The following is a 14,908-nucleotide window of genomic DNA, read 5'->3' on the forward strand; positions in this document are numbered from 1 at the left end:
CCCCCTTACTTCAACCGAATACGTGGATCAACAACTGCATATACAATATCCGCTAAAAAGTTTGAAACAATTGTCAAACACGAAAGAAACATCGTAAATGCCATTAATACCGTATAATCACGAAAATTAAGTGCTTCTAATTGAATATTACCGATACCTGGCCAGTTGAAAATTTGTTCTATAATAATTGCCCCTGAAAACAACCCTGGTAATTCAAATGCAAGCAATGTAATAGCCGGCAAAATTGCATTTTTTAATGCATGTTTATAAATAACGGTCTTCTCCTTTAACCCTTTTGCTCTAGCCGTTCGAATGTAATCTTGCCGTACAACCTCTAACATACTCGTTCTAAAATAACGAGTTAATGAGCCAACTCCAAGAAGAGTTAAAATAAATACGGGTAAAACCATATGCTTTGCAACTTCTATTCCGTAAGCAAGCCCAGTTGAATTACTCCCAACATCAATCATCCCGCCTATCGGTAACAGCTTAAAGTCAACCGCAAACACTTTAATTAAAAACAAACCGATAAAGAATGAAGGAAATGACATCGCTGCAAATACACCAATTGTTACAAGCTTATCGAATAAAGAATGTTGCTTTGTCGCTGAAAATACACCGATAATAAGTGCAATTAGCCAAATAAAGAACACTGCAATAATCGCAACAATAAACGAATTCCATATAAATTTATTTAATAATGACGTTACAGATTCTTGATATTGAAGAGAAAAACCAAAGTCCCCCTGCAATGCATTACCTAGCCAGTGAAAATATCGCTCAACAATTGGTTTATTCAATCCATACAATTCCCTAAGTTCAGCTGCTCTTTCCGGTGTAATCTTCGGGTTTGAATCAATATAATCTCCTGGAAGAAGTGCGAACAGGAAGAAGATAATAATCGATGTCCCCAACAGTGTAGGAATCATTTGTAACAGCCTACGAATGATATATGTTTTCACCCTTTTTCTCTCCAATCTTATGCTTAAAATAGAAGAACATTTTTTCAAAGCGGCACACTACTTGCCGAATGAAAAAATGTCTTCTACTTATACATTCTTCTCGTTATTTTTCGATAGATAGAGCTGGTAAGTTTGCACTAATACTATTGTATTTTTCAGGGTCAATTCCTTTTATATTCCCGTTATAACCAGTAATTGTTCTACGATAGTTTAATAGAATTACTGGTGGATCATCACTTAATTCTTTATACAGTTCTTTATAGATTGGTTTACGTTTTTCAATATCTACCGTTTCAATACCCTTTTGAATTAACTCATCTACTTTTGTATTTTTATAACCAAGACTCTTCTCATTGACACCCGACAAATATTCACCAGCTGTTTCACTCGGATCACTTGTAATTGGTGTCGAAACAGAAGCTAAATCATAATCACCTTTGTTTACCTTCGAAAGCATAGTATTAAAGTCCATAAATTCAGGGTTAAATTCTACACCTATTTCTTTATAATTCTCTTTTGCAATCGGAATTAATAAATCGCTATCTTTAGCCGAACTTGGGCCGAAATAAGAAAGCTTTAATTTTTGACCATCTTTTTCACGAATTCCATCCGAACCAACTTTCCATCCTGCTTCATCTAATAATTTTTTCGCTTTTTCTTTGTCGTATTCATATTTATTAACTCCTTCTTCCGTATAAGCCCAAGAAGTTGGATGAATTGGTACATTAGCTACCGTACCGTATCCTTTCAATGCTGTATCAACATATTTTTTACGATCTAATCCGTAAATAAGTGCTTGACGAACCTTTTTATCCTTTAAGTACGGCTTATTATTATTCATATAAATATAGCTAAATGACGCTGCTGTTTCGATTTGGATATTTGCAAATTCTAAAGCCTTAGCCTGTTCAAGAACTTCGTCACCAGTACCTAGGCCAGTGTAGTCAACCTCACCTGTTTGGAATAATTGAAGCTTCGTATCACCAGAAGTAATTTTATAAATGAAGTTTGGAATTTTTGGTTTACCCGCATAATAATTTTCATTTGCTACAAATCGCACTTCTTGCCCTGGGATATACTTTTCAAATTTATATGGACCCGCAGCTATCGGTTTTTCATATAACGCTTTTAAGTAATCTAAGCTTGTATTTTGTTTGTAATCTTTTCCATAATAAGCTTTTGATAATACCTCTCCACCTAAGGCTGTTAGTGCCTGTGAATTAACTTTTTCAGTTGTAATTTTAATTGTCTGTGGATCAACAACTTGAATTCCTTCAATAGAAGTTGCTTTTCCTTCTTTATATTCTTTACCACCTTTAACAGCATATTGAGAAATGTCTTTGTCACCCTCATATGCCTTATCATGTAAAAGCGTCAATGTGAACGCTACATCATCTGCTGTTAATGGTGAACCATCGCTAAATTTCAAATCTTTACGTAAATGGAATGTATATGTTAACTGATCAGAGGAAATATCCCACTTCTCAGCTAATTCTGGAGTTGGTTTTCCTTGTTTATCTGTAGATACAAGGGATGCAAAAATAACTGAAGTGACGTTTCCATCCCAACCATTTTGTTGGAAATATGGTAAAAATACGCCGCCTGGTTTACTAATGCCAACTACTAACGTATCTTTTCTATTCTTCGCTTTATCTGGTACTTTCGTCTTATCTGTCGCAGCAATATTTTCAACTTTTATATTTTTTAAATCTTGCTGTTTTACTGGTTCTGTAGAAGCCGTATCCTCCTGTCCCCCACAAGCAGATAACACAAGCGAACTACTCAGTAATACCGAAAATACACCAGCCCATTTTTTTGTCTTTTTCTTCATTGTCCCCACCCTAACTTTTTTTTAATAATTACACCTTATGAACTGCTTGCCTAATGTATGCCTCCCACAGCAACATTTTATAGCCAATCGGAAAAGTCGGTTTTGGTTATAAAAAAATAGTTGTTTTTGAGGGGTAACAATCTTATTCCGACCTTTCCGGTAGACTTTATGGTTATTAGCTTATATCTTTCAGTATATTTTGTCAATTATTTCTATATAAATATTTCGATAATTCTTTCGAAATTATTGAGCAATATTCAATTTAGGTAAACTTAACAAAATACCATTATAATTATCTTCTTGTAATCCTTGAATTCGTGCATTATGTGCAGACACGACTTTACTATTGTTTAAGAAAATAACAGGTGGATCTTCACTTAACTCTTGATATAGTTTTTTATAGATTTCTTTTCGTTTTTCAATATCCAATGTTTCTAATGCCTGCTTAGCTAATTCATCTACTTTCGGATTATGATATCCATCATAATTACGCTTACTTGTCGAAACAAACTCCTCAATTGTTCCGCTCGGATCATCAATCATCGGTGTGGAGACCATCGCTAAATCATAATCTCCTTTAATTACCTTGGAAATCATCGTATTAAAGTCCATGTATTCAGGATTGAAATCTACCCCAATCTTTTTATAATCCTCCTTCATAACGGGGATCATCACATCATTGATTTTACTTGCAGAAGAAGCAAAATAACTTACCTTCAATTTTTGGCCATCTTTTTCACGAATACCATCTGATCCAGCTTTCCACCCAGCTTCATCGAGCAATTTCTTCGCCTTTTCTAAATTATATTCGTATTTATTGATTCCTTCTTCTGTATACGCCCACGAAACTGGTGTAATTGGTACATTAACGAGTGAAGCGTATCCTTGGAAATATGTATCAATGACCTTTTGACGCTCTAATCCATAAATAAACGCTTGGCGTACACGTTTATCTTTAAAGTATGACTTCTTATAATTCATTTTAATGTAACCGTATGAACTTCCCGTATACACATTAACATTAGCAAAGCCTAACTCTTTTAATTGTGCAATCGTCTCCGCATTTGTCGTGAAGCCATCATAATCTACTTCGCCCGCTTGAAATTGTTGCAGCTTCGTATCACCTTTTGTAATTTTATAAATAAAGTGCTCAATCTTCGGTTTACCTTCAAAATAATTTTCATTTGCTACAAAACGAACTTCTTGACCTGGAATATATTTATCTAGTTTATAAGCTCCTGCTCCCATCGGTTTTCCATATAACTCTTTTAAATACTCTAAATTCCCTTGCTTATATTCTTTACCGTAATAAGCTTTTGATATAACTTCTCCACCAATTAACGATAATGTTTGGGCATTTACCTTTTCAGTTGTAATCGTAATTGTTTTCGGATCGATGACTTGAATCCCCTCAATAGATGTAGCCTTTCCTTCTTTATATGCTTGCCCACCCTTTATTGCTGTTTGGCTTATGTCCGTTGCACCACTATAAGTTGGATCATGTAGTAAAGTTAATGTAAATGCTACGTCATCCGCTGTTAACGGTGAACTATCACTAAACTTTAAATCATCTTTCAAATGAAACGTATATGTAAGCTGATCCTCCGAAATATCCCATTTCTTCGCTAGAATTGGAATTGGTTTCCCCTCCTTATCCAATCCAACGAGAGGAGCAAAGATAGCTTGTGTTATATTACCATCCCACCCATTTTCCATAAAATGCGGAAGGAATATCCCGCCAGGGCTCGGCATTCCCACTACAAAGGTATCCTTTCTTTCTTTTGCCTTTGCTGGACTTTTTGCTTTGTCACTCGCTTTAATAAACTCATCTTTTACTTTCGGCATCTTTGTTGCTTCATTTGTACTTGTCTCTTCTTGAGCACATCCTGCTAATAAAACCGATGTACTAAGAAACGTAAAAAGTAACCCTTTAAAAACCTTTCGCATAATTCTCACCCTTACTTTCCTGTTTTTTTATTAAGTGGTAACATAACGCCAATTCTGTAACTATCTTTACTTTACCTATAAAAATAGTATGAATTAATTTCAAGATTATTCCTTTTCACTAGTTATGTCAATCCTTGCTAATTGATGTCTTTCAAAAAATAAAAAACACCTTCTATTACCTAATAGTCCCGCATAGAATAATAACAATTAACTACCAAGAAGGGGGCGAAAATATGGACAACCTATTCCAATATGTCCTGCACTATGTATTATTAACAATCATAATAGTCGGGGCGTTATTACTATTCCCTTTCTTCCCAAAGTTCGTCCTCTTTTTAGCTTTTTTTATTATGCTCGGGATCGCTATTATAATTTCAACAAGGGAAGATACCACACAAAAAGAAAGCAGAGTTCAGCGCGTAAAGCTGTAACTCTGCTTTCTTTTTTCAGTCATAACGTATTCTTGTTAAACCAATTACGAAAAATACTCCTGCAAATAAAATGAGTATACCAATATATCCTCCTATATCAGCTAATGTACCTCCCCTTACAATTAACTCAGTAAAGCCACGCATCGCCCACGTTTGCGGAACAAAATTTGCCGCCGCTTGCATCCATGAAGGCTCAATTTCAATTGGCCAATAAAGACCACCAATCATACACGTTGAAATTACAACGATATTCCCTAGTGCGGACTGCTGTTCTGTTGTTTTCACGATACTTGCCAATAATAAAGCTAGACCAATAACCGCTAATAGCAATACTGAAACGAGTGTAATAACCCCTAATAAATTTCCCCACTGCACATCAAATAATGAATGCGTTAATATCATTAAAACACCAAATTGAATCCACCCTATTAAAAAGAAGGAAAGGATATATCCTGCTAGTATTTGAACTTTTGAAACTGGTGCCCCTAATAAACGAGACCAAACACCAAGTTGTCTAGCTTTCAAAATAGTTCCCGTCGCACTTAACATGACAATCATGACGAATAGAATTGAAAAACCTGCCGCTCGCCCTGTAACGTTATTTAACTTTTGATCATCGTGTAAAATCAATTCTTTTTGAATCGAAACAGGATCTATTTTTGTATAAATTGTTTCATACATCGTTTCCCACGAAGTGTTACTTTTCTTCTCAAAATCTCTTGCTGCACTAACTTCTATCTCCATCTTTTTTAATGCACTTGCTAATACTTGCTCTACAGAAGTTCCACCCGTAAAATCAGCACTGGCTTGAAATTGGATATTTTCTACTTTTCCATCTAGCATACTCTTTTGAAAATCTTTCGGAATGATGATTATACCAGATGCTTTCTTATCTTCGATCCTCTGTGTCCCTTCCCTATACGTTACCTTTTCTATAGAAATTAAATCACTTTTCTTTATTTCCTCATAATACTTGCCAGATAATACAGAACCATCTTTATCTACTAAACTAATATTTACTTTCTCATTCCCACTTCCGCCTAAAAGTCCACCGAATATGAGTGTAAAAATAATAGGCATTCCAAACATGAGTATATAACTTTGTGGCTTAATTAAAATTTGTTTTAATTCTAGCCAACAAAGCGCCCAAACTTTCTTCATCATTTCCCCTCCTATCTCGTACGTAAACGTAACGTTCCAATCATAACGGAGATAATTCCTGCACTACATAAACTTAAAATGACAGGGAATAGCACATCCCAAGATGTTCCCGACATAATATTTAAAAAGCTCGTAAGTGCCCATTTATTCGGAGCAATATTTGCAACTGTTTGAAGTGTATCGGGAAATACGTAAATCGGTAACATTGATCCTCCTAATATAGCTAGTATTTGAATACCGATTCCCCCCATTAAGTCTGCCGTTTTTTCCTCACGAATAAAAGCGGCGATTAACATAGATAAACCAGAAACACAAATTGCATAAGAAATTCCCAACACTACTATTTGAGACACATCTGCGCCCCATTCCACATGAAACATAAAGTGTGTAGCAACTATAAATATTCCAAATTGTATACAGGCAAATAGTAATGTACCTAAAAACTTCCCGAATAAAATTGAAAATGAGCTCGTCGGTGTACTGAACAAACGCGCCAACGTTTCAGTTCGTTGCTCTGTTACAACTGACTTTGCACCTACTGTTATGTTATATAGTAAAAACATGACTAACATTGCTGCTGCATAATATTGCATCGCTGCAACTGTTTTTTTGCCTACCGTTCCTTTTTGGATGTTACCCACACTTGCAGTTGCTATCGTCTGTAGACTTCCACTTACCTCTTTTGCAACTTGTGCTACATCACTCTGCTGAGATTTTGCTAATTCTGTTACAACACTTTTAGTAGATACTGCGACTGTTTGAACACGTTCTGAAAAAGAGCGGATCATTGACTCAGCAATTTTTGCTTGTATATCTTTTGATGGGTCTATAAGCACCTTTGGTTCTTTTAATTTTCCATCTTGTACTTGTTCGCTCCATTTATTTGGGATGGCAATTCCTACATCTATTTTCTTTTCCTTTAACATATCTTCAAGCTCTTCCCGAGAGTTAACTACCTTTACTTTCACATCATCTTTTATTTCTTTAGATTGCAATACATCTTTTTGAAAGACATCTGCAAACTCATCCGTTCCCTCTTGATAATAGCCAATTACTGTTTTCGGTAGTCCACCACTCTCAAATACATTACTTAATGCTGAACCTAAAATGGCCGTTAATACAAGTGGCATAATTAACATCATCATAAATCCGCGCCGATCAATTAAACGGATTTTTAAATCTTTCCATGCAATAATGAAACTTCTCATCTCGTACTAACCCCCTTAATCACGAAGTGAACGTCCTGTTAATTGTAAAAAAAGTGCCTCTAAATTCGGTTCTTTTACTTCCAGTTTTAAAATTTGAGCTTTGTTTTCAACAACTTCTGAAACAACTATGCCAATTGCCTCGCCACCATTTAGTCCAATATCAATCGTGCTACTATCTTCGTCAAAAATAATCCGCTCAACAACAGGTAGTGCCTTCAACTTTTGTAGCAGTTCCGTACTGTAGCGATTTAATTGCAATTTCACCATAAACCCATCTGTTAGACGATTACATAGCTCTCTTTTCGTTCCTAGTGCAATTACCTTTCCATGATCAACGATGGCAATTCGCTCACATAAATACTCAACTTCTTCCATGTAATGACTCGTATAAATGACCGTCATACCTTTTTCATTTAACTTTTTAACAGTCTCTAAAATATGATTTCTCGACTGCGGATCAATCCCGACTGTCGGTTCATCCATAATTAATAACTCTGGTTCGTGCATAAGTGCTGCACCAATATTAATACGCCTTTTCATTCCACCTGAAAATGTTTCAATTTTATCTTTTCCCCGATCCTGTAAACCGACGTAAGCTAACACTTCCTCTGCCCGCTCTTTTGCAACTTTTCCATTTAAACCGTACATCTTTCCCCAGAAGATTAAATTTTCCTTTGCTGAAAGTGTCGGATACAGCGCAATGTCTTGCGGGACAATACCGATTTTCTTTTTCGCTTCTAATGGATACTCTTTTACAGATTTCCCACCAACTTTTATATCACCACTATCGTATGGAATTAACCCGCAAATCATTGATATCGTCGTTGATTTCCCCGCTCCGTTTGGTCCAAGCAATCCAAATGTTTCACCTTTTTTCACTTCAAAAGAAACATTCTTTACGATTTCCTTCTTGCCAAATGATTTCGTAATATGATCTATGACTAACATATTGATTCAGCCCCTTTGTATTCATCTACACTTTCATTGTAGAAAAATTTCTTCTTCTCTCCATCACCCTTAAGATAGAAATACAAAATAAAAAAGCAGCAAATTCTGCTGCTTTTTCACACTTATATATGCCAAAAGTCATGTGTACATCGTGACGCCATACCTTACTGCGTATATTGCTGCTTGTGTTCGATCTCTCAGTTCTAGCTTACTAATCAAATTAGAAACATGATTCTTAACAGTTCCCTCTGTAATAAATAGCTTTTCGGCAATCTCTTTATTATTTAACCCCAGTCCAATTGCTCTTAAAACATCTACTTCTCGCTCAGTTAATTGTTTTAGTTGTTCTGGTGGGTTACACTCTACTGCCACTTTCGTCTTTTTTAATTCCTCTGTAATTTGCGCTGTTATATCCTGAGGAAGCACAACCCCGCCACTATGCACCGTTAAAATTGCTTGCGCGATTGCATCTGTCTCCATATCCTTCAATAAATAACCACTCGCTCCTTGCTCTAATGCCTCAAAAATAAGCTCACTATCACTAAAAGTTGTTAACATAAGAACCTTTATATAAGGAAACTTTTCTCTAACTAAACGAGTTCCTTCAACACCATTCATACGAGGCATCCGAATATCCATCAAAATAATTTCAGGCTGTAATTGTTTCACCTTTTGTACGACTTCATCCCCATCACTAGCCGTCCCTACCACTTCCAGTTCCGGACGTAAATTTAATATCATTGCCAATCCATCACGAATCAGTGATTGATCATCAACAATCATAATTCGAATCATAACGCTCCCCCTATTACCCATGTTTTTTCTCGGAGTGGAAATTCGATTTTTAGGCGAAAACCTTTTTCTATTTCACTCTCAAATTGAATGATTCCACCATGCTCCTCTACACGTTCTTTCATATTAAGTAAGCCAAATCCAGGGCTTACTTCATTGACTCCCATACCATTATCCAAAATACATAACTTAACTTGTTCCACTGAACAAACTAAACTCACTTCACATAAACTAGCTTTTCCGTGACGTTTTGCATTCGTTAAAGACTCTTGCATAATACGAAGCAACGTAGGCTGTAGTGACAACGGAATCAAAACCGGATCTCCTTGTAATTGAAAAGATACTTGTACTTTCGTCACTTTAGAATATCCATGTAACATTTCACGCATATTCTCTATTATGTTCCCTAGTTTACTTTCCTCTTTTAAGGCATGCACAGAAGCTCTCACTTCTTGAAGTGATTTTCTAGCTAACCCATGGCATGTATGTAAAACCTCTTCTGTAGCGTCCGATTTTTGTTTCCATAAAACCTCCGCCAGTTGTAACTGAACAAGTAATGCCGTCATATTATGACCAACAGTATCATGAATTTCTCGGGCAATATCATTTCGCTCCCGAACAGCTGTCAATTCTTCTACCTCTTTTGCATATAGACGTAATTGCTCATGTGCTTCTTTTAAAGCTGTATGAGATAATGCTAATTCCCCATATTGCTCATCTACCATTTGCCGAGCAGCTGTAAGTTTTTTTATTAAGTTTCCAGCTAAAGCACTGAAAATGATAAACATAAAGTTAATTGCATTACTCTCCAATTCCAGACTCTCTGTATGTTGATACGTATGTAGTATATTTATAAACCAACAAAGAAAGAAAAAAGCGATAAAAAAATAAGTCATCCTTTTACGCCAATCATGAATAAATAATCCTACCGCATCAATTCCAAATATAATTAAATACAAACATGTCTCGGGAAATAAAAACCCTAATAACGCTGTGACAATACCGTTTGTGAGCAAGGTATAAAAAACAAGTTTCCTACTCCCTTTTGCTTTTACAAGCAAAATATGATTCACAATATAAATAAAAAGTGCAATACCGACAAAAATTTGTAAATTTTCTGTTTCACGTGAAACATGATTTGCGTAAACTAAGCAAATCATGACGATTGTAGCAATCCGCGCATATCCTAACATAAAATTCTCCCCACGTTTTAGTGACCTAAAGTTCATTCTATTATCACAGCAGCAAGAAAATTATACCAATTTTTCTACTTTCATTATACTAAAAAGAGCAAGCCCTCCCCCAAAATATGAGGAAACAACTTGCTCTTTTTCATTCTATTTTCTTTACTCCACAATATTCTCTAACTCATTATATAACTCCGCTCGTAAAAACTCTTTTTTCATTTTTTCTTCATATAATTGTTCAAGCATTTCAACATCAACTACATTTTCCATTTTACATTCGAGTGCATATATATCTTCTTCTATATGCACTAACTCATTTTCAACTGCCTCTAAATCCCTAGACTTCTTCTTTTTTATAGGCATTACTTCTAACGCTTTATTCCCTTGCTGTTGCTGCTTCTGTTTTACTACCTGTTTCTCAATTCTTTCTTCCCACTTTTGACGAGCCCATGCATAGTTCCCTGCAAACTCAAATAATTTGTGCTCATCAATCCAATATGTCTTTTCAAACAATTTATTTAAGAAATAACGATCATGTGAAACAGCTAAAATCGTCCCATTATATTGTTCAAGGGCCTCCTCTAAAACCTCCCTTGATTCAATATCAAGATGATTCGTCGGTTCATCTAAAATAAGAAAGTTAACATCTTGATACATAAGTTGCGCGAGCCTTAACCTCATTTTTTCTCCACCGCTAAGTTGCGTTACTTTCTTAAAAACAGCTGGACCATAAAATAAGAAACGAGCTAATATATGTCTTGCTTCTCCCTCTGTTACAGCCACGCAATCTCTGAAAGCTTCCAATACATTGTTCTTCATATTCCCGTACGCATGTTGCGATAAATAACCAATTTTCACACTACTACCAATCCGAATTTCTCCAGCATCTTGCTGCATTTCTTTTAGTAATAGTTTTAATAACGTAGTCTTTCCTGTACCATTACGTCCAACGATAGCTGCGCGCTCCTGAAAACGAATATGCAAATTTACTTTCTCGAATAAAGACCGTTCATCAAATCCTTTACTCACTTCTTTCATTACAACAACATCTTTCCCGCTTCTCTCTTGCCCTTCAAACTGAAGTCCCATCTGTTTTCTATCCAAAATGGGTCTCTTTAGTTTCTCTATGCGCTCTAATGCACGTTCCATATTTCTGGCTCTCTTATGCAATCCTTCATTCGGCGGATTCGCTTGATTTGCCCATTCACGTAGACGCTTAATTGCTTCTTTCATTTTCTTTATTTTCTTTTGCTGTTCTTGATACGCTTGAAATTCTTGAAGCAGCCTTTCTTCCTTTTCCTCAACAAACTGTGAATAGTTCGTATGATATACGTGAATTTCTCCATCTTCTAAATCAAAAATTTTCGTTACAACTTCATCAAGGAAATAGCGATCATGCGAAATGACCATAACTGTTCCTGTATATTCTTTTAGAAATTGCTCTAACCACTCGACTGCAAATAAGTCCAAATGATTTGTTGGTTCATCTAACAAAAGTAGATCTGGTTTCTGCAATAGCATATACGCAAGGCTTACTTTTGTTTGTTCTCCACCACTTAACTCCATAAATGATCTTGGAAATAGTTCCGTCACCTGTAGACCATTTGCTACCTTCATAATATTCGCTTCTATTTCATAACCACCGAGAAACGCGTACCTTTCTTGAATTACTCCGTATCTCTCCATCAATTTTTGTAAAGCAGATGATTCCTGTTCTTCCACCATATTTTTTTCTAAAGCATGCATTTCTATCTCCAACTCTTTTTCCTTTTTAAAAGCGGAGCTTAATACATCATATACATTCATTTCATTATTAAATTTTGGAATTTGTGCTACATGACCGATGCATGTACCTTTCTTCATATGAATGGCTCCTGCATCCAAACTCTCCATTCCTGTTAGAAGCTGAAAGATAGTTGTCTTCCCACTACCGTTACGACCAACTAATCCAATACGTTCTCCATTCTTTATTTCAAGCGATATATTTTCAAATATGATGTTTCCACCAAAAGATTTCTTTACATTATTTACACTACAAATTGTCATTTTCCGTACTCCTTTCAATATAAAAAACCATGGGGAAGAAACATTCCCCATGGTTTTTGTCATAGAAAAAGGAAGCCAAATAGCTCCCTTTTCACACGTTTATCAAAAATGGGTGAAGAGACTTCTATCGTTCAATAGCTACTATGCAATTGTTAAAAAAGGGCATACGTATCCCGTTAACAACTGCATCATGAAAAATCGCACGACAAATATAGATATAATCTAAAAATTTTGCGCGCGTAGCTAAAGAACATTTCATCTCATTCACTCCTTTCGTACGGAATTTAATACTTACTTCTTTATTATACTTCCCCGATTTATGTTTGAATAGTCATTTTTCTGAAAATAATGAAGATAGACTAAACATTTCAATAAGTGACATCAAATCTTACAAAACTGTTATGTTCACGTAATGGAAAGCGATAGTACGAAAAGATGCCTCCCTATACAATAAAGATATAAACAAGAGAGACAAAAACAAGGAGGAAACAATCATGATGAAAGAAATCGTAAAAGCAATCTTTGAGGTATTAGTGAACGGACAAGCAGTTGTAAAAGAACTAAACGAACTATAAAAGGGAGGAAAGAACTATGATGAACATGGTAAAAATGATCTTACATGCTTTAGTTGATGCGAAAGCAGTTAGCCAAGAATTAAACCAACAATAAAAAGGGGTATATGAATATGAAGAAAGCCATTATTGTAATCGCAAGTACAGCAATTGCCTTATACACAATAAAAAATAGAAAAAAGAAACAAAATGAAAATGCTCTATATTATCCATACACACTATTAAAGAAAAAATAAAAGACAAGGTACCCTATTGCAATGAGGATATCTTGTCTTTTATTTTTCCCTATTCCCTTTAAAGGATTTCCTTCTCCTTTTCCCGAATGTATTAAGCGGGATTTTTACATATATTTTAAAGGGGCATATACAAATGGATACACAACAACTATATTTTTTAAACGATATCGGTAAACAAAAACCAGAAAGCATTCGGAACAGAAGCGCTGCATGTCCTTTTTGTGACAGAGAAAATTTAACGGATATTTTAGCAACTGAGGGCTCTATTATTTGGTTAAAAAATAAATTTCCTACATTAAAGGATACCTTTCAAACCGTGCTAATCGAAACAGATAATTGCGAAGACCATATCGCAACATATACAGAAGAACATATGAGAAAACTAATTCGCTTCTCTATTCTCCATTGGTTAAACTTACAGGAAAATGAAGAATTCACTTCTGTGATTTTATACAAAAATCATGGTCCATTTTCAGGCGGAAGTTTGCATCATGCACATATGCAAATTATCGGAATGAAACATGTAGACTATCTTGAAAATATTGAGGAAGCAAATTTCCAAGGGGTAATTGTTCAAAAAAATGAACGCATTGAACTCAATATTTCAGAGCGTCCTATTATCGGCTTTACTGAATTTAATATCATCATTGAAGATATTGCATTTATAGATGAAATGGCCAATTATATTCAGCAAACTGTACGTTACATACTGACAGATTTCCATAAAGGATGTAGTAGTTATAACTTATTCTTCTATTACTTAAACAGGAAAATCATTTGTAAAGTTGTTCCTAGGTTTGTCGTTTCACCGTTGTATGTAGGATATAAAATACCGCAAGTTTCTACAAAACTAGAAGATGTGAAAATACAACTAGCGCAGTATTTCACGAAAGAAAAGGATGAAATTATTCATAAAAAAACAGAGTAGGTATAGAAAACCTACTCTTTGATTACACCTTTATTTCGATAGTATACATCCTCTAATCCGATGTTATACTTCATATTGTTATCCGTCCACTCTGGTCCTAAATTCCCTGGCCATCCAGATGTATTCGCTATATATTTCAGTAATGCAAAATCAGTCAAACCTTTTTGCACCCCGCGCTTATAACCTTTCATTAAATGCGGCATTGCAATTTGCGCATTTGTACGTGGATCTTTCAGCTCTTCATCAGTTAAATGATCTGGCGCAAGCCCACCACCGCGGTGTAATTGAAACAATCCGAATGAAGTTCCGTTATCTCCAACACTTCTTGGATTTAACCTACTTTCATGTTCGGCAATTGTAAGAGGTATCCATTCCGGAAGGTTTACTTTCTTTGCTTCCTCTATAATGATTTGTTTCATCTGTTTTGCTTCTTCTGAATCAACATAGCTTGTTTCATTCATTAGCTTACCCATTCCTTCAGACTTTCCTTGGAAATATAAATACACTCCAAGAACAACTAAAAATCCTACAAAGAATTTCTTCACTACCTCTACCTCTTTCTCCGCTGAAATTTGTCCCCTTTCAGCCTTCCTTTTACAATTACCAACACTCTATCATTCTCTTACCTTTCAATCATAGCAAATTACTATACATATTAT

At 35.4% G+C, this 14,908-nt stretch carries 14 protein-coding genes; 3 read left to right on the forward strand and 11 right to left on the reverse strand.

What is annotated here, in order from left to right; translation table 11 throughout:
- Window positions 1-5: 5 nt before the first annotated feature.
- From CQ058_RS22095 to CQ058_RS22105, 3 genes are all read right to left on the reverse strand, one after another.
- Window positions 6-962, reverse strand: a complete 957-nt coding sequence (locus CQ058_RS22095) for an ABC transporter permease (RefSeq protein ID WP_002191740.1) — start codon at window positions 960-962, stop codon at window positions 6-8.
- A 103-nt stretch (window positions 963-1,065) separates the two neighbouring features.
- Complete coding sequence (locus tag CQ058_RS22100; protein ID WP_002124792.1) at window positions 1,066-2,793, reverse strand: ABC transporter substrate-binding protein; 1,728 nt, start codon at window positions 2,791-2,793, stop codon at window positions 1,066-1,068.
- Window positions 2,794-3,036: 243 nt separating this feature from the next.
- Window positions 3,037-4,740 carry an ABC transporter substrate-binding protein gene (locus CQ058_RS22105; protein WP_002191737.1) on the reverse strand — a complete coding sequence of 568 codons (1,704 nt, stop codon included), beginning with the start codon at window positions 4,738-4,740 and terminating at the stop codon, window positions 3,037-3,039.
- Window positions 4,741-4,973: 233 nt separating this feature from the next.
- On the opposite strand from CQ058_RS22105, the gene CQ058_RS22110 reads away from it, so the two are divergent.
- A complete protein-coding gene (locus tag CQ058_RS22110) occupies window positions 4,974-5,171 on the forward strand; it encodes a hypothetical protein (protein WP_002115459.1) in 198 nt (65 codons plus the stop codon).
- Window positions 5,172-5,186: 15 nt separating this feature from the next.
- On the opposite strand, the gene CQ058_RS22115 is transcribed toward CQ058_RS22110, so the two are convergent.
- From CQ058_RS22115 to CQ058_RS32755, 7 genes are all read right to left on the reverse strand, one after another.
- Window positions 5,187-6,332, reverse strand: coding sequence for an ABC transporter permease (locus tag CQ058_RS22115; protein WP_002124789.1), 1,146 nt, complete (start codon window positions 6,330-6,332; stop codon window positions 5,187-5,189).
- An 11-nt stretch (window positions 6,333-6,343) separates the two neighbouring features.
- Window positions 6,344-7,540 carry an ABC transporter permease gene (locus CQ058_RS22120; protein WP_002124787.1) on the reverse strand — a complete coding sequence of 399 codons (1,197 nt, stop codon included), beginning with the start codon at window positions 7,538-7,540 and terminating at the stop codon, window positions 6,344-6,346.
- A gap of 15 nt (window positions 7,541-7,555) precedes the next feature.
- Window positions 7,556-8,488 (reverse strand): ABC transporter ATP-binding protein, encoded by a 933-nt coding sequence (locus CQ058_RS22125; protein WP_000960163.1) that lies wholly within the window; start codon window positions 8,486-8,488, stop codon window positions 7,556-7,558.
- A gap of 138 nt (window positions 8,489-8,626) precedes the next feature.
- Window positions 8,627-9,283 (reverse strand): response regulator, encoded by a 657-nt coding sequence (locus CQ058_RS22130; protein WP_002191736.1) that lies wholly within the window; start codon window positions 9,281-9,283, stop codon window positions 8,627-8,629.
- A complete protein-coding gene (locus tag CQ058_RS22135) occupies window positions 9,280-10,473 on the reverse strand; it encodes a sensor histidine kinase (protein ID WP_000902013.1) in 1,194 nt (397 codons plus the stop codon). Before CQ058_RS22135 ends, CQ058_RS22130 begins: the two co-directional genes overlap by 4 nt.
- Before the next feature lie 153 nt (window positions 10,474-10,626).
- Window positions 10,627-12,513 carry a ribosomal protection-like ABC-F family protein gene (gene abc-f, locus CQ058_RS22140; protein ID WP_105589986.1) on the reverse strand — a complete coding sequence of 629 codons (1,887 nt, stop codon included), beginning with the start codon at window positions 12,511-12,513 and terminating at the stop codon, window positions 10,627-10,629.
- A 124-nt stretch (window positions 12,514-12,637) separates the two neighbouring features.
- The gene (locus CQ058_RS32755; RefSeq protein WP_000650295.1) at window positions 12,638-12,772 is read right to left on the reverse strand and encodes an RAxF-45 family protein; all 135 of its coding nucleotides are present in this window, start codon (window positions 12,770-12,772) and stop codon (window positions 12,638-12,640) included.
- A 420-nt stretch (window positions 12,773-13,192) separates the two neighbouring features.
- Here CQ058_RS32755 and CQ058_RS31545 point away from each other — a divergent pair, with 420 nt between their 5' ends.
- Both CQ058_RS31545 and CQ058_RS22155 read left to right on the forward strand, forming a co-directional pair.
- Window positions 13,193-13,321, forward strand: a complete 129-nt coding sequence (locus CQ058_RS31545; RefSeq protein ID WP_002029408.1) for a hypothetical protein — start codon at window positions 13,193-13,195, stop codon at window positions 13,319-13,321.
- Between the two features lie 133 nt (window positions 13,322-13,454).
- Window positions 13,455-14,249 carry a DUF4931 domain-containing protein gene (locus CQ058_RS22155; protein WP_002169305.1) on the forward strand — a complete coding sequence of 265 codons (795 nt, stop codon included), beginning with the start codon at window positions 13,455-13,457 and terminating at the stop codon, window positions 14,247-14,249.
- Between the two features lie 11 nt (window positions 14,250-14,260).
- Here the strand turns inward: CQ058_RS22155 and CQ058_RS22160 are convergent, their stop codons facing one another.
- Window positions 14,261-14,794 carry a transglycosylase SLT domain-containing protein gene (locus CQ058_RS22160; protein WP_000713256.1) on the reverse strand — a complete coding sequence of 178 codons (534 nt, stop codon included), beginning with the start codon at window positions 14,792-14,794 and terminating at the stop codon, window positions 14,261-14,263.
- Window positions 14,795-14,908 lie beyond the last annotated feature (114 nt).

It is taken from the genome of Bacillus sp. MYb56 (assembly GCF_002976445.1).
Taxonomy (GTDB): Bacteria; Bacillota; Bacilli; order Bacillales; family Bacillaceae_G; genus Bacillus_A; species Bacillus_A mycoides.